The organism is Pseudomonas sp. RA_105y_Pfl2_P56, from assembly GCF_963970845.1.
Taxonomy (GTDB): Bacteria; Pseudomonadota; Gammaproteobacteria; order Pseudomonadales; family Pseudomonadaceae; genus Aquipseudomonas; species Aquipseudomonas baetica_A.
In genome coordinates this window covers 1-20,026 of sequence record NZ_CAXAPL010000052.1, presented here as the reverse complement: position 1 = coordinate 20,026, position 20,026 = coordinate 1, and the positions used below count along the sequence as shown (strand labels likewise).

The window sequence follows — 20,026 nt, the reverse complement described above, 5'->3', positions numbered from 1 at the left end:
TCAGGCGGGTGGCCCTCATCAGGAGACTCCGATGTCCGTTGAGCACGCTGCGGTACAACGCGCCGATTTCGACCAGGTTATGGTTCCCAACTACGCGCCTGCCGCTTTCATTCCGGTGCGTGGCGCCGGTTCCCGCGTCTGGGATCAGGCCGGCCGCGAGCTGATCGACTTCGCCGGCGGCATCGCCGTCAACGTATTGGGCCACGCGCACCCAGCGCTGGTCGGTGCCTTGACCGAGCAAGCGAACAAGCTGTGGCACGTTTCGAACGTGTTCACTAACGAGCCGGCCCTGCGTCTGGCGCACAAGCTGATCGACGCAACGTTCGCCGAGCGTGTGTTCTTCTGCAACTCCGGCGCCGAAGCCAACGAGGCCGCCTTCAAGCTGGCCCGTCGCGTCGCGTTCGACCGTTTCGGCACTGAGAAATACGAGATCATCGCCGCGCTGAACAGCTTCCACGGTCGCACCCTGTTCACCGTGAATGTGGGTGGCCAGTCGAAGTATTCCGACGGTTTTGGCCCGAAAATCACCGGTATCACCCACGTTCCCTACAACGATCTGGCGGCGCTCAAAGCGGCCGTTTCCGACAAGACCTGCGCGGTCGTGCTCGAACCGATCCAGGGCGAGGGCGGCGTGCTGCCGGCCGAACTGGCTTACCTGCAAGGTGCCCGCGAACTGTGCGATGCGAACAACGCGCTGCTGGTGTTCGATGAAGTGCAGACCGGCATGGGCCGCAGCGGCAAGCTGTTTGCCTACCAGCATTACGGCGTGACCCCGGATATCCTGACCAGCGCGAAGAGCCTGGGCGGCGGTTTCCCGATCGCGGCGATGCTGACCACCGAAGCGCTGGCCAAACATCTGGTCGTCGGCACCCATGGCACCACCTACGGCGGCAACCCGCTGGCGTGCGCGGTTGCTGAAGCGGTGATCGACGTGATCAACACCCCTGAAGTGCTGAGCGGCGTCAATGCCAAGCACGACAAGTTCAAAACCCGTCTTGAGCAAATTGGCGAGAAGTACGGCCTGTTCACTCAGGTGCGTGGCCTCGGCTTGCTGATCGGTTGCGTGCTGAGTGACGCCTGGAAAGGCAAGGCCAAAGACATCTTCAACGCCGCTGAAAAAGAAGGCCTGATGATTCTGCAAGCAGGTCCCGACGTGATCCGTTTCGCCCCGAGCCTGGTGGTCGAGGACGCTGATATCGATGCCGGTCTGGACCGCTTCGAACGTGCCGCTGCAACACTGACGCAAGCTTGATACACCTTTCGACGCCTGAGCGGTTCAGGCGTCGAACCCAATTTTTGATACCGGGCAATATCAAATGTGGGAGCGGGCTTGCTCGCGAATGCGGTGTGTCAGTCGACATCTATGCTGACTGATACACCGCATTCGCGAGCAAGCCCGCTCCAACAATGTTCGGTGTTTTTTCTGTGATTTTTATAAGAGAAAGGAGTGACACCATGCTGGTGATGCGCCCCGCGCAAATGGCTGATCTGGGCGAGGTACAGCGTCTGGCTGCGGACAGTCCGATTGGTGTCACTTCCTTGCCGGATGACGTGGAACGTCTGAGCGACAAGATCGCGGCGAGCGAAGCCTCGTTCGCCGCCGAAGTGAGCTTCAACGGTGAAGAGAGTTATTTCTTCGTCCTTGAAGACTCCACCACCGGCAAACTGGTCGGCTGCTCGGCGATCGTTGCTTCGGCCGGTTATTCGGAACCGTTTTACAGCTTTCGCAACGAGACCTTCGTCCACGCCTCCCGCGAGCTGAAGATCCACAACAAGATCCATGTGCTTTCACAGTGCCACGACCTGACCGGCAATAGCTTGCTGACCAGTTTCTACGTGCAGCGTGAGTTGGTGGGTTCGCCGTGGGCCGAACTCAATTCCCGTGGTCGTCTGCTGTTCGTCGCCAGCCACCCGGAGCGGTTCGCCGATTCGGTGGTGACCGAGATCGTCGGTTACAGCGATGAGCATGGCGACTCGCCGTTCTGGGACGCCATCGGTCGCAACTTCTTCGACCTCAACTACGCCGAAGCCGAGCGCCTGTGCGGGTTGAAAAGCCGTACGTTCCTCGCCGAGCTGATGCCGCATTACCCGATCTATGTGCCGTTGCTGCCGGACTCCGCCCAAGAGGCGATGGGTCAGGTACACCCGCGTGCGCAGATCACCTTCGACATCCTGATGCGCGAAGGCTTCGAGACCGATCACTACATCGACATTTTCGACGGCGGCCCGACCCTGCATGCGCGTGTGTCGGGGATCCGTTCGATCGCCCAGAGCCGTGTGGTGCCGGTGAAGATCGGCGAGCCGGTCAAAGGTGCCGGTCGCCAGTATCTGGTGGCCAACGCCCAGTTGCAGGATTACCGCGCCGTGTTGCTTGAGCTGGACTACGCGCCGGGCAAACCGGTGACGCTTGATCTGGAAGCGGCCGAGGCCTTGGGCGTCGGTGAAGGTGCCAGCGTGCGCCTGGTGGCGGTTTAACGCCTTAGCGAGTTTTACGGGTGGCGAAGGCGGCCCGTTTGAGGAGATAGCATGATTGTTCGTCCCGTACGCAGCAGCGATTTATCCGCGCTGATCGACCTGGCCCGCAGCACCGGCACTGGCCTGACCACGTTGCCGGCCAACGAAGAGCGCCTGACCCATCGGGTCGACTGGGCTGAAAAGACCTTTCGCGGCGAAGCCGGCCGTGGCGATGCGGATTACCTGTTCGTGCTTGAAGACGACGACGGCCGCGTGGTGGGTATTTCCGCCATTGCCGGCGCGGTCGGTCTGCGTGAGCCCTGGTACAACTTCCGTGTCGGCCTGACCGTCAGCGCTTCGCAAGAGTTGAACATCTATCGCGAGATCCCGACGCTGTTCCTGGCCAACGACCTGACCGGCAACTCCGAGCTGTGCTCACTGTTCCTGCACGCCGATTACCGTAACGGTCTCAATGGTCGCATGCTGTCGAAGGCGCGGATGCTGTTCATCGCCGAGTTCCCGGAACTGTTCGGCAACAAGATCATCGCCGAGATGCGCGGTGTGTCGGATGACGCTGGCCGTTCGCCGTTCTGGGAAAGTCTGGGTCGGCACTTCTTCAAGATGGAGTTCAGCCAGGCCGATTACCTGACCGGTGTCGGCAACAAGGCGTTCATCGCTGAACTGATGCCGAAATTCCCGCTGTACACCTGCTTCCTGTCGCCTGATGCACGCAATGTCATCGGCCAGGTCCATCCGGACACCGAGCCGGCGCTGGCGATGCTCAAGAGCGAAGGGTTCAGTTATCAGGGCTACGTCGACATCTTTGACGCCGGTCCGGCCATCGAATGCGAAACCAGCAAGATCCGCGCGGTGCGAGACAGCGAGGCGCTGGTACTGGCGGTCGGCACGCCGGGCGACGATGCCACGCCGTTCATCATCCATAACCGCAAACGCGAAGACTGCCGCATCACGGCTGCGCCGGCACGTCTGGCTGCGGGCACGCTGGTGGTCGATCCACACACCGCCAAACGTCTTCAACTCAACGCGGGCGACCAAGTGCGCGCCGTGGCGTTGTCTGCTGCTCGGGAGTCGAAATAATGAATTCGCTATACATCGCAGGTGAATGGCTGGCCGGTCAGGGCGAAGCTTTTCAGTCACTGAACCCGGTGACCCAGCAAGTGCTGTGGTCGGGGGAGGGCGCCACTGCTGCGCAGGTCGAGTCGGCCGTGCAGGCGGCGCGTCAGGCTTTTCCGGGTTGGGCACGGCGCACGCTGCAAGAGCGCATCAGCGTGCTCGAAGCCTTTGCTGCTGCACTGAAGCACCACAGCGACGAACTGGCCCGCACCATCGGTGAGGAAACCGGCAAACCACTGTGGGAAGCCGCCACCGAAGTCACCAGCATGGTCAACAAGATCGCGATCTCGGTGCAGAGCTACCGCGAACGTACCGGCGAGAAGAGCGGCCCGTTGGGCGACGCCACCGCCGTGCTGCGCCACAAGCCTCACGGCGTGGTTGCCGTGTTCGGGCCTTACAACTTCCCTGGTCACTTGCCCAACGGTCACATCGTGCCGGCGTTGCTGGCCGGTAACAGCGTGCTGTTCAAGCCCAGCGAGCTGACCCCGAAAGTTGCCGAACTGACGGTCAAGTGCTGGATCGAAGCCGGGTTGCCGGCCGGCGTCCTGAACCTGCTGCAAGGCGCTCGTGAAACCGGCATTGCGCTGGCGGCGAACCCGGGCATCGACGGTCTGTTCTTCACCGGCTCGAGCCGTACCGGCAACCACTTGCACCAGCAATTTGCCGGGCGTCCGGACAAGATTCTGGCGCTGGAAATGGGGGGCAACAACCCGCTGGTGGTGGATCAGGTCGCTGACCTCGACGCGGCGGTGTACACGATCATTCAATCGGCCTTCATCTCGGCGGGCCAGCGTTGCACCTGCGCTCGTCGTCTGCTGGTGCCACAAGGCGCGTGGGGCGACAGCCTGCTCAAGCGTCTGGTTGAGGTCAGCTCGACCATTGAAGTCGGTGCGTTCGATCAGCAACCGGCACCGTTCATGGGGTCGGTGATTTCCCTTGGCGCGGCGAAAGCGTTGATGGATGCCCAAGCGCATTTACTGGCCAATGGCGCCGTGTCACTGCTGGACATGACGCAGCCGCAGGCGCAAGCCGCGTTGCTGACCCCCGGCATTATTGATGTGACCGCAGTGGCCGAGCGTCCGGACGAAGAACTGTTCGGCCCGTTGCTGCAAGTGATCCGCTACAGCGATTTCGCCGCGGCGATCAGTGAGGCCAACGACACCGCTTACGGCTTGGCCGCCGGTCTGTTGTCGGATTCCGAAGATCGTTATCAGCAATTCTGGCTGGAAAGCCGCGCCGGCATCGTCAACTGGAACAAGCAATTGACGGGGGCTGCGAGCAGCGCGCCGTTTGGCGGTGTGGGGGCCTCGGGCAACCATCGCGCCAGTGCCTACTACGCGGCGGATTATTGCGCGTACCCGGTGGCGTCGCTGGAAACACCGAGCCTGGTGTTGCCTGCATCGCTTACACCCGGCGTAAAGATGGCGTGATGCCCATCGTTAGCAGGTGGCACTCAAAGTGGAATGCATTTCCCTGTGGGAACCAGCCTGCTGGCGATAGCCGCGCCTCGGTCACAAAGAATAGTTACTGAAGCCTATAACAACAGATTCTCGTGGAGCCTCGCTGATGAAATCCTATGAAGTCAATTTCGACGGTCTAGTGGGGCCGACCCATAACTACGGCGGTCTGTCCTACGGCAACGTTGCGTCCCAGAGCAACAGCCAGCAGTCCTCGAACCCGAAGGAAGCGGCGCTGCAAGGCCTGGCGAAAATGAAAGCGCTGATGGAAATGGGCTTTCAGCAAGGCGTGCTGGCGCCGCAGGAACGTCCGGACGTGGCCGCTCTGCGCCGTCTGGGTTTCAGTGGCAGCGACGCGCAAGTGATCGAGCGCGCGGCCAAAGAGGCCATGCCTTTGCTGGTCGCCAGTTGCTCGGCGTCGAGCATGTGGGTGGCCAACGCTGCGACGGTCAGCCCGAGTGCCGACACCGCTGACGGCCGTGTGCATTTCACCGCCGCTAACCTCAACTGCAAATACCACCGCAGCATCGAGCACCCGACCACGAGCCGCGTGCTCGGCGCGATGTTCGCCAATCAGCAACACTTCGCCCATCACGCTGCGCTGCCAGCGGTGGCGCAGTTTGGTGACGAAGGCGCGGCCAACCACACACGTTTCTGCCGTGAGTACGGCGAGGCCGGTGTCGAGTTCTTCGTGTTCGGTCGCAGTGCCTTCGACAACCGTTTCCCGGCGCCGCAAAAATACCCGGCCCGGCAGACCCTCGAAGCGTCGCAAGCGGTAGCGCGTCTGCACGGTCTGCGGGACGAAGGCGTGGTTTACGCACAGCAGAATCCGAACGTGATCGATCAGGGCGTGTTCCACAACGACGTGATTGCCGTGGGCAATGGCGAGGTGTTGTTCTATCACGAGGACGCGTTCCTCGACACCGATCAGATGCTGGCCGAGTTGCAAGGCAAACTGGCCAGGGTTGGCGGCAATTTCCAGTCGATCTGTGTGCCGCGTTCGGCGGTCACCGTCGACGACGCCGTGCGTTCGTACCTGTTCAACAGCCAGTTGTTGTCGCGCCCTGACGGCTCGATGCTGTTGATCGTGCCGCAAGAGTGCCAGGCCAACGAGCGCGTGTGGGCTTACTTGCAAAGCCTGACCAGCTCCGGCGGTCTGATCCGCGAAGTGAAGGTCTTCGACCTCAAGCAGAGCATGCAGAATGGGGGCGGTCCGGCGTGCCTGCGCTTGCGTGTTGCTCTGAATGAAACCGAGCTGGCGGCGGTCAACCCAGGGGTTATCATGACGGCCCCGTTGTACGGTTCGTTGACCGCATGGGTTGAAAAGCACTACCGCGACCGCCTGAGCGAAACCGATCTGGCGGACCCGCAATTGCTGCTTGAATGCCGGACGGCACTGGATGAACTCACGCAAATCCTTAAACTGGGCGCGGTTTATCCATTCCAGATCAATTGATGGCCGGCGCGCCGCTTGAACGCGGCGTGCGGTTCGTCTCCCCAAGAGAGTAAAAACATGAGCGATTCCCTGCAGCTGATCCTTGAAGACACCGACGGCACGCAACTGCAAACCTCGTGCACCCGCGTCGCGGTCATGTGGCAAGGCAAAGAGCTGTGGATCCAGCAGGATGGCCGTGGCCAACTGCTGATCGGCGTCGACGTTGAAGAAGGTGATGCCGAGTACGCCAACCTGCTGCTGCGCCCATTGGCGACTAATCTGGTAAGTCTGCAACTGGAAATGGAACCGGCCGACGTTGGCGGCGACGAAGACCACGTGCACGGCCCGGATTGCAACCACGACCACTAAGGAAACCGCTCTATGCTCGCCCTCGGCAAACTGCTTGAACTGACCCTCGCCGGCCGCGAACCGGCGGAGAAGACTCAACTGACTGTCGAAGGCGTGCGGATGCGCTGGTTGAGCGAAGGTGCGCTGGAGGTCCGGCCACCGCAAGCGCTTGACAATGGCCTGGACCTGCTGCTGTCGGCAGGCATCCACGGCAACGAAACCGCACCGATCGAGCTGCTGGATCGGCTGCTGCATGACATCGCTCGCGGCGATCTGAAGCCGCGCGCACGCATTCTGTTCCTGTTCGGCAACACTGAGGCGATTCGCAAAGGCGAGCGTTTCATCGAGCAGGACGTCAATCGGCTGTTCAACGGTCGTCACGAACAAAGCAGCGGCTCTGAAGCGCTGCGTGCCTGTGAACTTGAGCGGTTGGCGGCGAGTTTCTTCAGCCTGCCGGATCGCCAGCGCTTGCACTATGACCTGCACACGGCCATTCGCGGCTCGAAGATCGAGCAATTCGCCCTGTATCCGTGGAAGGAAGGACGCCAGCATTCGCGTAGAGAGCTGGCGCGCTTGCGTGCTGCGGGCATGGAAGCGGTGCTGTTGCAGAATAAACCGTCGATCGTGTTCAGCGCATATACCTACGACAAACTCGGCGCCGAGGCTTTTACGCTGGAATTGGGCAAGGCGCGGCCCTTCGGGCAGAACGAAGGGGTTGATGTCTCGCGGCTGGAAACCCGTCTGAAGCAGATCATTGAAGGCAATGAGCCAGATCTGGCGCAGGAGGGCCTGGATGGCTTGCAACTGTTCAGCGTGGCGCGGGAAATCATCAAGCACAGCGATGCGTTCCGCCTGAACCTGCCGCAGGACATCGAGAACTTTTCCCAGTTGGAAGTCGGTTATGTACTGGCCGAGGACTTGGCCAATACCCGCTGGATCATCGAGGAAGAAGGCGCGCGGATCATCTTTCCCAATCCCAAGGTCAAGAACGGCTTGCGAGCGGGCATCCTGATCGTGCCGGCCACCGACGAAACCCTGGCCTGAAACAATTTGGGGGATCAACACCTATCTCCTGTGGGAGCGGGCAAGCCCGCTCCCACATTTGGATCTGAGTGAGGTCTGAGACCTCACTCGGTGCAGATATCAGACCGCTACAGCACGCGGCTCTGTGCGGCGCAGGGCGCGGATTTTCTTCAGTGTATCCGCGCACGTTTTCGCCGCTTCCTGACCTTTGTGCACAAAGTGCTCGAAGAAGAACTTTTGATGTTCTTCACCGGCATGGAAATGATGTGGGGTCAGGGACACGGAGAATACCGGCACTTCGGTTTCCAGTTGCACCTGCATCAGGCCGCTGACCACCGACTGGGCGACGAACTCGTGACGATAGATGCCGCCGTCCACTACCAGGGCTGCCGCGACGATGCCGGCATAACGACCGGTCTTGGCCAGTAGCTTGGCATGCAGGGGCATTTCAAAGGCACCGCCGACTTCGAAGAAGTCGATGTCCGATTCCTGATAACCCTGAACGAGCATTTCGGCGACGAAGCCTTTACGGCTCTGGTCGACGATTTCCTTGTGCCAGCAGGCCTGGATGAACGCGACGCGCTCGCCATGAGGGTGTTTGCTTTTGCTGTCGATAGCGGTGGGTTGCATGTTCTGACTCCTGTTTGTGTGAAAAACAGGGCGTTATGAATCGAAGGGGATTCAAGGGTACGCACGAACGCAGAAGCGCGCGGACGGCTCTTGGGTGTCAATCCCGTTCTCTCTTCATCCGGACTATGACCGTCGGCCCCGGAATCACACCGGGTCTGCTGACCTTGTCGTCGATCACAGCCATTGCCATGCCCGTCGCCAAGCGCTCGCGGGCTATGCGCATTGCGCGCAATTACCGCCGGTGGGGAATTGCACCCCGCCCTGAGAACGTTTTCGCCACCCTTTCTCGGGCGGCGCAGCGTTTTTAACACAGATTTTGTGTCTGTGCATTGCGCCTTTCAGATGATTGTTATCGATTTTTTTGAATGCTTGTGAGGCGTTTTTCTGCGCCAAGGGTTGATTAATCGGCGCGATGACCGCAGTAATTCACCTTCGTAAAGGGATTTCCCCTGCTGACTTGAGGCCAGGTTCATGAGCGTTATCGATCTTCGCAGCGACACCGTCACCCAACCGACTCCCGCCATGCTCGACGCCATGACCGGCGCCGCCACCGGTGACGACGTGTACGGCGAAGACCCGACGGTCAATCGTCTGGAAACCGAACTGGCCAAACGCCTGGGTTTCGCCGGCGCGTTGTTCGTGCCAACCGGCACCATGAGCAATCTGTTGGGATTGATGGCGCATTGCGAGCGCGGTGACGAGTACATCGTTGGCCAACAGGCGCACACCTATAAGTACGAAGGCGGTGGCGCCGCGGTGCTCGGTTCGATCCAGCCGCAGCCGCTGGAAGTACAGGCCGATGGTTCGCTGGATCTTGATCAGGTGGCCGCCGCGATCAAACCCGACGACTTCCACTTCGCCCGGACTCGTCTGCTGGCACTGGAAAACACCATGCAAGGCAAAGTGTTGCCACTCGATTATCTGGCCAGCGCCCAACGCTTCACTCAAGATCACGGCCTTCAATTGCACTTGGACGGCGCGCGGTTGTACAACGCTGCGGTCAAGCTCGGGGTCGATGCCCGGGAAATCACTCGGTATTTCGATTCGGTATCGGTGTGTCTGTCCAAAGGGTTGGGGGCGCCGATCGGTTCGGTGCTTTGCGGCTCTGAGCAACTGATCGGCAAGGCTCGTCGTCTGCGTAAAATGGTCGGCGGCGGCATGCGTCAGGCCGGATTACTGGCGGCGGCGGGTTTGTACGCGCTGGATCACAACGTTGAGCGTCTGGCGGATGACCATGCCAATGCTCAACGGCTTGCTGAAGGGCTGCGTGAGGCAGGTTTTAGCGTCGAACCAGTACAGACCAACATGGTTTATGTGCAAATGGGCGACAAAGCCCTGGCGATCAAGGCGTTTGCTGCCGAGCGCGGGATCAAGTTGAGTGCCGCCGCGCGTCTGCGGATGGTCACGCACATGGACGTCAATCGCTCGCAAATCGAGCAAGTGATCGCGACATTCGTCGAGTTTTCGCGCAAGTGACAGCGTTAGCCGTCCAATTGACCGTTTCTATCGTATAAACACGCTGTACCCCGCGCGCAGGGCCGATATAATGCGGCCCTTTGCCGTCGCTTCGTCTGTTGACGTTTCGAACAGGCCTTTGGCCGCAGCCTCCGTGGAAGAACCTAATGAAAAGCGCAGAAATCCGTGAAGCCTTCCTTCGCTTCTTCGAAGAGCAAGGCCACACCCGTGTAGCCTCCAGCTCTTTGATTCCGGGCAACGACCCAACCCTGCTGTTCACTAACGCGGGGATGAACCAGTTCAAGGACTGCTTCCTGGGCCAGGAAACGCGCGCGTACACCCGCGCTGTTTCCAGCCAGAAGTGCGTGCGCGCCGGCGGCAAGCACAACGACCTGGAAAACGTCGGTTATACCGCCCGTCACCACACGTTTTTCGAAATGCTGGGTAACTTCAGCTTTGGTGACTATTTCAAGCGTGATGCGATCACCTATGCCTGGAACTTCCTGACGTCCGACAAGTGGCTGAACCTGCCGAAGGAAAAACTGTGGGTCACCGTCTACGCCAGCGATGACGAGGCGTACGACATCTGGACCAAGGAAATCGGCGTTCCGGCCGAGCGCATGGTGCGCATTGGCGACAACAAGGGCGCACCGTACGCTTCGGACAACTTCTGGACCATGGGCGATACCGGCCCTTGCGGTCCTTGCACCGAGATTTTCTACGATCACGGCGCCGACATCTGGGGCGGCCCACCAGGCTCGCCTGAAGAAGACGGCGACCGTTACATCGAAATCTGGAACAACGTGTTCATGCAGTTCAACCGCACCGCCGATGGTGTGTTGCACCCACTGCCAGCGCCGTCGGTCGACACCGGCATGGGCCTGGAGCGGATCAGTGCCGTGCTGCAGCACGTTCACTCGAACTATGAAATCGACCTGTTCCAAAGCCTGCTGGCCGCGTCGGCCAAGGCCATCGGTTGCACCAACGACAATCAGGCATCCCTGAAAGTCGTGGCTGACCACATTCGCTCCTGCGGCTTCCTGATTGCCGACGGCGTGCTGCCGTCCAACGAAGGCCGCGGTTATGTGCTGCGTCGGATCATTCGTCGTGCTTGCCGTCACGGCAACAAACTCGGCGCCAAGGGCAGTTTCTTCTACCAGATCGTTGCCGCACTCGTGGCCGAGATGGGCGAAGCCTTCCCTGAGCTGAAATCCCAGCAGGCGCACATCGAGCGCGTGTTGAAAGCCGAGGAAGAGCAGTTCGCCAAGACCCTGGAACAAGGTCTGAAAATCCTCGAGCAGGATCTGGCTGACCTCAAAGGCGACGTGGTGCCGGGCGATGTAGTGTTCAAACTTTACGACACCTACGGTTTTCCGATGGATTTGACTGGCGACATCGCTCGCGAGCGCAGCCTGACCATCGACGAAGAAGGTTTCGAGCGCGAGATGGAAGCCCAGCGCGTGCGTGCGCGTTCCGCCAGCTCCTTCGGTATGGACTACAACAGCCTGGTCAAGGTTGATGTGGATACCGAGTTCACCGGTTATCACAACACCAGCGGTTCGGCGAAAGTTGTGGCTCTGTACAAAGATGGTCAGTCCGTCGACGTTTTGAGTGAAGGCCAAGAGGGCGTCGTGGTGCTGAACCAGACCCCGTTCTACGCTGAGTCCGGCGGCCAGATCGGCGATTGTGGTTATCTGCAAGCGGGTAGCAGCCGTTTTGATGTGCGCGACACCACCAAAACCGGCGGTGCTTTCCTGCACCACGGTGTGCTGGCCTCGGGCAGCCTGATCGTTGGCGCACCGGTGCAAACCCATGTCGAAGCCGAGGTGCGTCACGCCACTTCGCTGAACCACTCGGCCACGCACTTGCTGCACGCAGCACTGCGCAAGGTGCTGGGCGATCACGTTCAACAGAAAGGCTCGCTGGTCGACAGTCAGCGTCTGCGCTTCGACTTTAGCCACTTCGAAGCCATCAAGCCTGAACAGTTGAAAGCGCTGGAAGACATTGTCAACGCCGAGATTCGCAAGAACTCCGCCGTTGAGACCGAAGAAACCGACATCGAGACCGCCAAGAAGAAAGGCGCCATGGCGCTGTTTGGCGAGAAGTACGGCGACAACGTGCGCGTGCTGAGCATGGGCGGCGACTTCTCCGTCGAACTGTGCGGCGGTATCCACGCCAACCGTACCGGGGACATTGGCCTGCTGAAAATCATCAGCGAAGGCGGTGTGGCATCGGGCGTGCGTCGTATCGAGGCCGTCACGGGTGCTGCGGCACTGGCTTACTTGAACGCCGCGGAAGAACAACTCAAGGAAGCGGCCAGCCTGGTCAAGGGCAGTCGCGACAACCTGATCGACAAACTGTCGGCTGTGCTGGAGCGCAACCGTCTGCTGGAGAAACAACTCGAGCAGTTGCAGGCCAAGGCCGCCAGCGCTGCGGGCGACGATCTGTCGGCCTCGGCACTGGATGTCAAAGGTGTGAAGGTTCTGGCTGCACGCCTGGATGGTCAGGATGGCAAGGCGCTGCTGGCGCTGGTCGATCAACTGAAAAACAAACTCGGCCGCGCAGTGATCCTGCTCGGCAGTGTCCATGAGGAAAAGGTCGTTCTGGTTGCAGGCGTAACCAAAGACCTGACTGGCCAACTCAAAGCCGGTGATTTGATGAAACAGGCTGCTGCGGCAGTGGGCGGGAAGGGCGGTGGTCGTCCGGACATGGCGCAGGGCGGCGGTGCTGACGCCGGCGCGCTGGATGGCGCACTGGCGTTGACCGTTCCATTCGTCGAGCAGGGTTTATAAGGCGGCCCGCCGGGCCCGCAGTCTAGTGGCGGGGCCGGTGGCTGTTTGAGTGATTATTGGGCGCCCTTCATGGGCAGAGGCGGCTTTGAAATGGCTTTGATCGTACAGAAATTTGGAGGCACCTCGGTCGGCACTGTCGAGAGAATCGAGCAGGTCGCCGACAAGGTTAAGAAATTCCGCGATGCCGGCGATGACCTGGTGGTCGTGCTGTCTGCAATGAGCGGCGAAACCAACCGTCTGATCGATCTGGCCAAGCAAATCAGTGGCGACGGTCAACCGGTTCCGCGCGAACTGGACGTGATCGTTTCCACTGGTGAGCAAGTGACGATTGCCCTGTTGGCCATGGCGCTGATCAAGCGTGGTGTGCCGGCGGTGTCGTACACCGGTAATCAGGTGCGGATCCTGACGGACAGTGCACACAATAAAGCGCGTATCCTGCAGATTGATGACCAGAAAATTCGTGGTGATCTTAAAGCAGGTCGCGTGGTGGTTGTCGCTGGTTTTCAGGGTGTCGACGAACACGGCAACATCACCACCCTCGGTCGCGGCGGTTCCGATACCACGGGAGTGGCACTGGCTGCAGCGCTCAAGGCGGATGAATGCCAGATCTACACCGACGTTGATGGTGTTTACACCACCGACCCGCGTGTTGTGTCAGTCGCTCAGCGTCTGGACAAGATCACCTTTGAAGAGATGCTGGAAATGGCCAGCCTCGGCTCCAAGGTGTTGCAGATCCGTGCGGTGGAATTCGCCGGCAAGTACAACGTTCCGCTGCGCGTACTGCACAGCTTCAAGGAGGGTCCGGGCACCCTCATTACTATTGATGAAGAGGAAACCATGGAACAGCCGATCATTTCCGGCATCGCTTTCAACCGCGATGAAGCCAAGCTGACCATCCGTGGCGTGCCAGACACTCCAGGTGTGGCGTTCAAGATTCTCGGCCCGATCAGTGCTGCGAACATCGAAGTCGACATGATCGTGCAGAACGTCGCGCACGATAACACCACCGACTTCACTTTCACTGTGCACCGCAACGACTACCCGGGCGCGCAGACCGTGCTGGAAAACACCGCCCGCGAGATCGGTGCCCGTGAAGTGGTCGGCGACACCAAGATTGCCAAGGTCTCGATCGTCGGCGTCGGCATGCGTTCCCACGCCGGCGTGGCCAGTCGCATGTTCGAATCCCTGGCAAAGGAAAGCATCAACATCCAGATGATCTCGACATCGGAAATCAAGGTTTCCGTCGTCATTGAAGAGAAATATCTGGAGCTGGCTGTGCGCGCCCTGCACACGGCTTTCGAACTGGATGCTCCCGCCCGTCAGGGCGAGTAATTCCGTTTCCTTGAAGGGCGCGGTTTGATCGCGCCCTTTATTTTTGAATGACGCGAGACCTGAACTGTTCTTTTGCTCGCGCTAGTCAATACTCAGGCATGTAGGGCTACGATCGCTCCGGTTGTAGGTCGGGTGCCTTTTTTTTGCAGACTGTTGTCCCTGAACTGAATTGCGTGAGGAGAAAGGTATGCTGATTCTGACTCGTCGGTGCGCAGAAAGCCTGATTATCGGTGATGGCGAAATCACCGTAACCGTGCTCGGCGTTAAAGGAAATCAAGTGCGTATCGGCGTCAACGCCCCGAAAGAGGTTGCCGTGCACCGTGAGGAAATTTACCTGCGTATAAAGAAAGAGAAGGACGAAGAACCAAGCCATTAATTTTTATCGTTTTTTATGTTTGCAAACGGGGAAGAAGGTGGTTAATATACGCCCCGTGTTGCGGAGAGCTGGCCGAGTGGCCGAAGGCGCTCCCCTGCTAAGGGAGTACACCTCAAAAGGGTGTCGGGGGTTCGAATCCCCCGTTCTCCGCCATTATTTGCTTAGTACGTTGTAATCTGGCTTTTTCGGTAAATTATTGAATTTACTAGAAAAAGTGGTTGGAATAGAGATTAGACGGGCTATAATGCGGCGCAACAAATGCACTCGTAGCTCAGCTGGATAGAGTACTCGGCTACGAACCGAGCGGTCACAGGTTCGAATCCTGTCGAGTGCACCATTTAAGAGTTGTTTATAGCAATATAAGTAACTCGGCTTCAGCCAGTTGTGGTCTGGTTTAAAAACACAAATGCACTCGTAGCTCAGCTGGATAGAGTACTCGGCTACGAACCGAGCGGTCACAGGTTCGAATCCTGTCGAGTGCACCATTTTAGGGTTGTTTGCAGCAATGCAGGTGATCTGGCTTCAACCAGTTGTGATCTGGTCTAAAAACACAAATGCACTCGTAGCTCAGCTGGATAGAGTACTCGGCTACGAACCGAGCGGTCACAGGTTCGAATCCTGTCGAGTGCACCATATATCGAAAAGCCCGCGTTTAACGCGGGCTTTTTGCTGTCCGGGATTTGGCTTTTACTTTGACGCACCCTTTCTCATCAAATTCGACTAGAGCCGTGCGACCTCGCTTGAGATCGTACCGATAGCTTGTAGTCAAAGTCCGAATATTCACTTTGTCCGGTTTGCCGAGTGCGCTTTCGACATCCTGTTGGTTCATGCCGGCAATGACGCGTCGATTAATGATCGCTTCACGCCGTTGTCTGGCATCGATGAGATTTCCGCATTTGTCTTCTGCTTTGCCGGCAACGCCAGGTTCTCTGTCGTTGGTTTTCTTGCCGGATGTTTCTTCGTGATTGAGCGCTGGCATCACCGCGACCACTGAGCCGGTGAGGTAGGGGTGAACCTCCTGCGCTGAGAGCCTTTCTCCGCTTGCACAGCTCATCGACGTGAATGTAATGCTGCCGTCAGGAGCTTCGCAGCGATGAAGGCTGGTCGCAGCCCCGGCGGCTGGGAGGCAGAGCAGGCTGGCGAGCACAAAGCGGGATGTTTTTGATGGCATTCGACGTCCTCCATGACGGTCTACGCTCAAGGGTAGCTGCTACATTTTTTAATGCCGGTGTGTTTTCTTTTCGGGATGAGTCGTCGCATCTGCATGGATCAGGGCTGCGCTCAGGTTTGTCTCGCAAGCGCTTGTTTCAGCCGTGATTTTTTAACGTTTTAAACCGTCAGGCGGTGTATCATTGCGCCCGTCAGCCCCGCCGGGGCTTGTGGAAAACTTCCATGGACTTACCCAGTAGTTACTCAGTACCCCGTTTTACCAATCATGAATTGACTGATTGATCCTTCCGGCGTGCCCCGCTGCTGGGAGTGGAGTTCGCCTATGTCTGAAATCGAAGTAAAGAAAACACAGGAAAGCCTGCAGGATCGCCTGGCTCAGGTCGTCGAGCTGCTGCAGCGTCAACGGGTCGTTGAAGACCTGACTCATCGCCAGGAAGGCGCGCATCAGGACCGGGTGGAAAGCCTGGTTCACCGACAAAATCTCGTCGAGTTGCAACGCAAGCTCGATGATCTGCACTCCGCCGACGTTGCCTACATTCTTGAAGCCTTGCCGCTGGATGATCGCCTGACGCTTTGGCAACTGGTCAAGGCTGATCGCGACGGCGACATTCTTCTCGAAGTATCCGATTCTGTCCGTGAAACGCTGATCGCCGACATGGATGATCACGAGCTCCTGGCTGCGGCCAAGGACATGGATGCCGACGAACTTGCTGACCTGGCCTCTGAGCTGCCGCGAGATGTCGTCCATGAGCTGATGGAGAGTCTGGATAACCAGCAGCGCGAGCGTGTGCGTTCGGCGCTGTCCTATGACGAGGAGCAGGTCGGTGCGCTGATGGACTTCGAGATGGTGACCATCCGTGAGGATGTCAGTCTCGAAGTGGTTTTGCGTTACCTGCGCCGCCTCAAAGAGCTTCCTGGTCACACCGACAAACTGTTCGTGGTCGATTACGACGGCGTGCTTAAAGGTGTGCTGCCGATCAAGCGTTTGCTGGTCAATGACCCCGATAAGCAGGTTGCTGAAGTCATGGCCAGCGATCCGGTGAGTTTCCACCCGGACGAAGATGCCTACGACGCTGCTCAGGCATTCGAGCGTTACGACTTGATCTCTGCCCCGGTAGTCGACAAGAACGGCAAGCTGATTGGTCGTCTGACCATCGACGAAATGGTTGACTTGATCCGTGAGGAAAGCGAAAGCGAAGTCCTCAACATGGCAGGTTTGCGTGAAGAGGAAGATATCTTCGCCTCCGTATGGAAATCCCTGAATAACCGTTGGGCGTGGCTGGCGATCAACTTGATCACCGCGTTCTTCGCTTCCCGGGTGATCGGCCTGTTTGAAGGCTCGATCGAGAAGCTGGTAGCGCTCGCGGCGCTGATGCCGATCGTGGCGGGGATCGGCGGCAACTCCGGTAACCAGACGATCACCATGATCGTTCGTGCCATGGCGCTCGATCAGGTCAGCACCGGTAACACTTCACGCCTGATGCGTAAGGAGTTGGCGGTTGGATTGATCAATGGCCTCGTCTGGGGTGGGGTGATCGGGGTGGTTGCCTATCTGCTTTACGGCAGTTGGTCGCTGGGCGTGGTGATGACAGCAGCGATGACTCTCAATCTGTTGCTGGCGGCGCTGATGGGGGTCTTGATCCCGATGACGCTGGCGAAGATGGGGCGTGACCCGGCGATGGGGGCCAGCGTGATGATCACCGCGATGACCGACAGTGGGGGGTTCTTCATCTTCCTGGGGTTGGCGACAATCTTCCTGCTTTGATCTGCCATGAATAAACGGCCCGCCAACTCTATTGGCGGGTTTTTTTTAGAGAAAGGGGATGGCCTGAATTTCAGGCGAAAAAAAGCCAGCACTAATGCTGGCTTGAGGTGTTCGGTATGACTCAGGACGCGTCTGCAGCCATTTCAGCGTCGTGGGCGATCAAGGACACCAGTGCATTCTGTTGACGGTGAGAAAGCTGGCGGAAGCGTTGCAGCAACTCGCGTTCGTGCAACGACAGCTCCGGGCTGTCCAGACGCATGCTCAGTTCTTCGCCCAAAGCGCCTTCCTGAATAAGACTCTGCTCAAGGCGCGCAATGATCTCGGAGTTCATGCTGCGATGATGATTGCGAGCCACCTCGGCAATGCGTTCACGCATTCCGTCTGGCAGACGTACGACGAACTTGTCAGCCGTACGGCTGGAATAAATTGCCTGTTTCAATGGGCGCATATATTTAACCGGTTAGTTCAGGGGAGCGGTTCTCGGGATTGGCCGCAGATGTGTGGTAGGACAAGCATCCGCGCCAAATGGTTCAACCTGAATTGTTAAGAGGCTCGCATCATGCCTCAAAATTGCCAGATCATTGGCGTCAATTCTGTGACAAATATTGAGCTGGGTAAAGGCGTAATGCCAGCACCAATTATCAGAAATGCGGACTGGTTTGAAAACTTTGCCTTGGCCCGCATCAAAGACCGCCTCCTGATGCACGTCCTTTAGTGTTCTAAGACGTCAGAACGTGCATGCTATGCGGTTTTCGATCCTTGTTCCTTACCTGTACAGGATAGTGGCAATTTGCCGATTTACTAGGGGCAAACACCTGCTGGAGGGCGTTTTCAGGATGTATGGCAAGCTTATTTATCTGATGGGGCCGTCCGGTTCGGGTAAGGACAGTCTGATCGAGGCCGCTCGTGAGCCATTGCGGGCGTTGAACTGCGAAGTCATGCGCCGGGTGATCACGCGATCTGCCGAATCGATGGGCGAGGATGCGATTGGCGTAACGCCGCAAGAGTTCGAAAGACGTCAGCGCGCCGGTGATTTTTCATTGGCATGGCAAGCCAACGGCCTCGCCTATGGCATTGCGGTGGAAATGGATCAATGGTTGCAAGCCGGGCGACACGTATTGGTCAACGGCTCGCGTGCCAATTTGCGGCAAGCACAGGAGCGCTATCCTTCGCTGGTGCCGGTTTTACTGACGGTCAGGGATGAGGTGCTGCGAGAGCGTTTACTCAGGCGCGGTCGAGAGACGCTTGAGCAGATCGATGCACGGCTTGCCCGGAACGCTCTGTTCAAGGATAGGAGATCAAGTGACCGGCCTGTGCACCTGATCGACAATTCGGGCAACCTGGCGGACGCCGTCAATCAGCTTCTGGAGCTGGTCCGGCTCAACGTAGTACTGGATCAAACTTGAACCTGCGCCCGGCGATCAGCGCCAGAGCAAACAACACCGTAAACACGCCACAGCTAATCAGCGGCAGAGTGATTTCGGTTTCCTCGAACAGCGAAAAATGCACAACGCCACTCAATAAGGCGAGGATCAGAAATCCTGCTGCTGATTTGGACATGCTGTACTCCTGCAGATATTTCAAAAAACCAGACGTTCGGTCGCTAGTGCTGGCAGTGCCTGCTGAGACTCGCTGACCGCTTGCGGTGCGAAGCTCTGATCACTCAACAGTGCCAACTGCGGCGCTTTCTGCACCTGCAAGTAATGCGGCATGCGCTGAGCAACCCGTTCAGCGCTCTCGGGGGCAAAGTGGAAACCTATCAAAATCGCCAAGGCGACCGCGTTTGCGAGCAAGAGAGTGCTGTTCATGAGGCGGACTCCGTTTGTTCTGTTATGAGAACAGACAAAGCAGCCGTCGTGCCATCAGTCTATCCGCTGTTAAGTCCTTTAAAAACAAGCATTTGGAAGGTTTTTTCAGAGGGCGAAGGTTGCAATCTGCAATGATGGTTTTTTGGGAGAGTGCAAAATGCACGGTAAATCTTCACTCAGCCTTGCCGGGCGCCTGCCTACACTTAAAAAGCCCTACGGATGACATGACAAATCAGGGCCTGGCCGTTAACATGCACGCCGTCCGTCGCGCAGTGTTCATCTCGTGACAACTCAGTGTCTCAGTAGCTCAATTGGATAGAGCATCCCCCTCCTAAGGGGAAGGTTGGCAGTTCTTATCTGGGCTACTCACCAGACTCCTATTGGGGGTGGCGTGTTGATAAGGAGTGGTCAAAGCCGATTCATCTGTACGAGGACATGCGCGGACTAATTGCTACATCGCACACGGCTCATGGTCTAACGCGTTGTTTTTACAGTAATTCGCTTGAATCTGAGGATAAAAGCAACCAAGATATCCCTGTAGAGTCCTCTTAGTTCAACGGATAGAACGAGCCCCTCCTAAGGGCTAGATGCTGGTTCGATTCCAGCAGGGGACACATCCTCCGCAGTTGCTCTCGCTCCCGTCCCGAGTCTTTTGCTACTCATCTAGCAATAAGCTGTGCGCACTGTGCGCACTCTTCGTCCTTCTCCTTTCGTTACCGCTTCGTAAGCGTCTGCCCAACTCACGTTGCGTAAGTCAGACAGATACCCACTGATGCGGCAGCAGTTGGTCGATCTCACTCGCCCGTTGCGTCGGCAACCGCGTCAGCACATCTTTGAGATAGGCATA

General features: G+C 58.2%; 19 protein-coding genes, 6 tRNA genes and 1 riboswitch. Of the genes, 19 read left to right on the top strand and 6 right to left on the bottom strand.

The window, feature by feature from the left end; translation table 11 throughout:
- The first annotated feature begins 31 nt into the window (after positions 1-31).
- From AACY11_RS25425 to astE, 7 genes are all read left to right on the top strand, one after another.
- Positions 32-1,252: an aspartate aminotransferase family protein gene (locus AACY11_RS25425; protein ID WP_339495992.1), complete on the top strand. Its 1,221-nt coding sequence runs from the start codon at positions 32-34 to the stop codon at positions 1,250-1,252.
- Between the two features lie 203 nt (positions 1,253-1,455).
- Complete coding sequence (gene aruF, locus AACY11_RS25420; protein ID WP_339430880.1) at positions 1,456-2,475, top strand: arginine/ornithine succinyltransferase subunit alpha; 1,020 nt, start codon at positions 1,456-1,458, stop codon at positions 2,473-2,475.
- A gap of 51 nt (positions 2,476-2,526) precedes the next feature.
- Positions 2,527-3,552, top strand: coding sequence for an arginine N-succinyltransferase (gene astA / locus AACY11_RS25415; RefSeq protein ID WP_339430879.1), 1,026 nt, complete (start codon positions 2,527-2,529; stop codon positions 3,550-3,552).
- On the top strand, positions 3,549-5,018 hold the full coding sequence (astD, locus tag AACY11_RS25410) for a succinylglutamate-semialdehyde dehydrogenase (protein ID WP_339431014.1): 1,470 nt from the start codon (positions 3,549-3,551) through the stop codon (positions 5,016-5,018). The genes astA and astD overlap by 4 nt, the downstream gene beginning before the upstream one ends.
- A 136-nt stretch (positions 5,019-5,154) precedes the next feature.
- On the top strand, positions 5,155-6,501 hold the full coding sequence (gene astB, locus AACY11_RS25405) for an N-succinylarginine dihydrolase (RefSeq protein WP_339430878.1): 1,347 nt from the start codon (positions 5,155-5,157) through the stop codon (positions 6,499-6,501).
- Between the two features lie 57 nt (positions 6,502-6,558).
- Positions 6,559-6,849, top strand: coding sequence for a topoisomerase II (locus AACY11_RS25400; protein WP_339430877.1), 291 nt, complete (start codon positions 6,559-6,561; stop codon positions 6,847-6,849).
- A gap of 12 nt (positions 6,850-6,861) precedes the next feature.
- Positions 6,862-7,872, top strand: coding sequence for a succinylglutamate desuccinylase (gene astE, locus AACY11_RS25395; protein ID WP_339464061.1), 1,011 nt, complete (start codon positions 6,862-6,864; stop codon positions 7,870-7,872).
- Between the two features lie 99 nt (positions 7,873-7,971).
- Here the strand turns inward: astE and AACY11_RS25390 are convergent, their stop codons facing one another.
- The gene (locus tag AACY11_RS25390; RefSeq protein ID WP_339495991.1) at positions 7,972-8,481 is read right to left on the bottom strand and encodes a 6,7-dimethyl-8-ribityllumazine synthase; all 510 of its coding nucleotides are present in this window, start codon (positions 8,479-8,481) and stop codon (positions 7,972-7,974) included.
- 101 nt (positions 8,482-8,582) lie between these two features.
- Positions 8,583-8,754, bottom strand: a riboswitch (FMN riboswitch).
- A gap of 198 nt (positions 8,755-8,952) precedes the next feature.
- On the opposite strand from AACY11_RS25390, the gene ltaE reads away from it, so the two are divergent.
- The 8 genes from ltaE (at position 8,953) to AACY11_RS25350 (ending at position 15,069) form a co-directional block, all read left to right on the top strand.
- Positions 8,953-9,957, top strand: coding sequence for a low-specificity L-threonine aldolase (gene ltaE, locus AACY11_RS25385; protein ID WP_339430874.1), 1,005 nt, complete (start codon positions 8,953-8,955; stop codon positions 9,955-9,957).
- 146 nt (positions 9,958-10,103) lie between these two features.
- A complete protein-coding gene (alaS, locus tag AACY11_RS25380; protein WP_339495990.1) occupies positions 10,104-12,728 on the top strand; it encodes an alanine--tRNA ligase in 2,625 nt (874 codons plus the stop codon).
- Between the two features lie 90 nt (positions 12,729-12,818).
- The gene (locus tag AACY11_RS25375; RefSeq protein WP_339430872.1) at positions 12,819-14,060 is read left to right on the top strand and encodes an aspartate kinase; all 1,242 of its coding nucleotides are present in this window, start codon (positions 12,819-12,821) and stop codon (positions 14,058-14,060) included.
- A 187-nt stretch (positions 14,061-14,247) separates the two neighbouring features.
- On the top strand, positions 14,248-14,436 hold the full coding sequence (gene csrA, locus AACY11_RS25370; protein WP_002554426.1) for a carbon storage regulator CsrA: 189 nt from the start codon (positions 14,248-14,250) through the stop codon (positions 14,434-14,436).
- Positions 14,437-14,498: 62 nt separating this feature from the next.
- A tRNA-Ser gene (locus tag AACY11_RS25365) sits at positions 14,499-14,589 on the top strand.
- Between the two features lie 107 nt (positions 14,590-14,696).
- A tRNA-Arg gene (locus tag AACY11_RS25360) sits at positions 14,697-14,773 on the top strand.
- Positions 14,774-14,844: 71 nt separating this feature from the next.
- Positions 14,845-14,921, top strand: a tRNA-Arg gene (locus AACY11_RS25355).
- A 71-nt stretch (positions 14,922-14,992) separates the two neighbouring features.
- Positions 14,993-15,069 (top strand) — tRNA-Arg (locus tag AACY11_RS25350).
- A gap of 19 nt (positions 15,070-15,088) precedes the next feature.
- Here AACY11_RS25350 and AACY11_RS25345 read toward each other — a convergent pair.
- The gene (locus AACY11_RS25345) at positions 15,089-15,607 is read right to left on the bottom strand and encodes a cell envelope protein SmpA (protein ID WP_339495989.1); all 519 of its coding nucleotides are present in this window, start codon (positions 15,605-15,607) and stop codon (positions 15,089-15,091) included.
- A gap of 321 nt (positions 15,608-15,928) precedes the next feature.
- On the opposite strand from AACY11_RS25345, the gene mgtE reads away from it, so the two are divergent.
- The gene (gene mgtE / locus AACY11_RS25340) at positions 15,929-17,371 is read left to right on the top strand and encodes a magnesium transporter (RefSeq protein WP_339430870.1); all 1,443 of its coding nucleotides are present in this window, start codon (positions 15,929-15,931) and stop codon (positions 17,369-17,371) included.
- A 121-nt stretch (positions 17,372-17,492) separates the two neighbouring features.
- Here mgtE and AACY11_RS25335 read toward each other — a convergent pair whose 3' ends face one another.
- A complete protein-coding gene (locus tag AACY11_RS25335; RefSeq protein WP_003178899.1) occupies positions 17,493-17,819 on the bottom strand; it encodes an Arc family DNA-binding protein in 327 nt (108 codons plus the stop codon).
- A 388-nt stretch (positions 17,820-18,207) separates the two neighbouring features.
- Here AACY11_RS25335 and phnN point away from each other — a divergent pair, with 388 nt between their 5' ends.
- Positions 18,208-18,777, top strand: a complete 570-nt coding sequence (phnN, locus tag AACY11_RS25330) for a phosphonate metabolism protein/1,5-bisphosphokinase (PRPP-forming) PhnN (protein WP_339495988.1) — start codon at positions 18,208-18,210, stop codon at positions 18,775-18,777.
- On the opposite strand, the gene AACY11_RS25325 is transcribed toward phnN, so the two are convergent.
- Together AACY11_RS25325 and AACY11_RS25320 are read right to left on the bottom strand one after the other, a co-directional pair.
- Entirely contained in the window at positions 18,752-18,931 is a 180-nt protein-coding gene (locus tag AACY11_RS25325) for a PA3371 family protein (RefSeq protein ID WP_339430869.1), read from the bottom strand. The two genes, phnN and AACY11_RS25325, sit on opposite strands and share 26 nt — an antisense overlap.
- Positions 18,932-18,951: 20 nt before the next feature.
- Complete coding sequence (locus AACY11_RS25320) at positions 18,952-19,179, bottom strand: hypothetical protein (protein WP_339464066.1); 228 nt, start codon at positions 19,177-19,179, stop codon at positions 18,952-18,954.
- A gap of 304 nt (positions 19,180-19,483) precedes the next feature.
- Between AACY11_RS25320 and AACY11_RS25315 the strand changes: the two genes are divergently transcribed.
- Positions 19,484-19,551: transfer RNA gene (locus tag AACY11_RS25315), tRNA-Arg, on the top strand.
- A gap of 170 nt (positions 19,552-19,721) precedes the next feature.
- Positions 19,722-19,793 (top strand) — tRNA-Arg (locus tag AACY11_RS25310).
- Positions 19,794-19,933: 140 nt separating this feature from the next.
- On the opposite strand, the gene AACY11_RS25305 is transcribed toward AACY11_RS25310, so the two are convergent.
- A partial coding sequence (locus tag AACY11_RS25305; protein ID WP_057395645.1) for a transposase domain-containing protein occupies positions 19,934-20,026 on the bottom strand: 93 nt, incomplete at its 5' end.

What these genes read in the sequence shown, in the direction of transcription:
- AACY11_RS25400 (WP_339430877.1), top strand. Translation starts at nt 6,559, where the DNA reads ATGAGCGATTCCCTGCAGCTGATCCTTGAAGACACCGACGGCACGCAA.
- phnN (WP_339495988.1), top strand. Translation starts at nt 18,208, where the DNA reads ATGTATGGCAAGCTTATTTATCTGATGGGGCCGTCCGGTTCGGGTAAG.
- AACY11_RS25335 (WP_003178899.1), bottom strand. Translation starts at nt 17,819, where the DNA reads ATGCGCCCATTGAAACAGGCAATTTATTCCAGCCGTACGGCTGACAAG.
- mgtE (WP_339430870.1), top strand. Translation starts at nt 15,929, where the DNA reads ATGTCTGAAATCGAAGTAAAGAAAACACAGGAAAGCCTGCAGGATCGC.
- AACY11_RS25425 (WP_339495992.1), top strand. Translation starts at nt 32, where the DNA reads ATGTCCGTTGAGCACGCTGCGGTACAACGCGCCGATTTCGACCAGGTT.
- csrA (WP_002554426.1), top strand. Translation starts at nt 14,248, where the DNA reads ATGCTGATTCTGACTCGTCGGTGCGCAGAAAGCCTGATTATCGGTGAT.
- astE (WP_339464061.1), top strand. Translation starts at nt 6,862, where the DNA reads ATGCTCGCCCTCGGCAAACTGCTTGAACTGACCCTCGCCGGCCGCGAA.
- AACY11_RS25325 (WP_339430869.1), bottom strand. Translation starts at nt 18,931, where the DNA reads ATGTCCAAATCAGCAGCAGGATTTCTGATCCTCGCCTTATTGAGTGGC.
- AACY11_RS25375 (WP_339430872.1), top strand. Translation starts at nt 12,819, where the DNA reads ATGGCTTTGATCGTACAGAAATTTGGAGGCACCTCGGTCGGCACTGTC.
- astB (WP_339430878.1), top strand. Translation starts at nt 5,155, where the DNA reads ATGAAATCCTATGAAGTCAATTTCGACGGTCTAGTGGGGCCGACCCAT.
- ltaE (WP_339430874.1), top strand. Translation starts at nt 8,953, where the DNA reads ATGAGCGTTATCGATCTTCGCAGCGACACCGTCACCCAACCGACTCCC.
- aruF (WP_339430880.1), top strand. Translation starts at nt 1,456, where the DNA reads ATGCTGGTGATGCGCCCCGCGCAAATGGCTGATCTGGGCGAGGTACAG.
- astA (WP_339430879.1), top strand. Translation starts at nt 2,527, where the DNA reads ATGATTGTTCGTCCCGTACGCAGCAGCGATTTATCCGCGCTGATCGAC.
- AACY11_RS25320 (WP_339464066.1), bottom strand. Translation starts at nt 19,179, where the DNA reads ATGAACAGCACTCTCTTGCTCGCAAACGCGGTCGCCTTGGCGATTTTG.
- alaS (WP_339495990.1), top strand. Translation starts at nt 10,104, where the DNA reads ATGAAAAGCGCAGAAATCCGTGAAGCCTTCCTTCGCTTCTTCGAAGAG.
- AACY11_RS25345 (WP_339495989.1), bottom strand. Translation starts at nt 15,607, where the DNA reads ATGCCATCAAAAACATCCCGCTTTGTGCTCGCCAGCCTGCTCTGCCTC.
- AACY11_RS25390 (WP_339495991.1), bottom strand. Translation starts at nt 8,481, where the DNA reads ATGCAACCCACCGCTATCGACAGCAAAAGCAAACACCCTCATGGCGAG.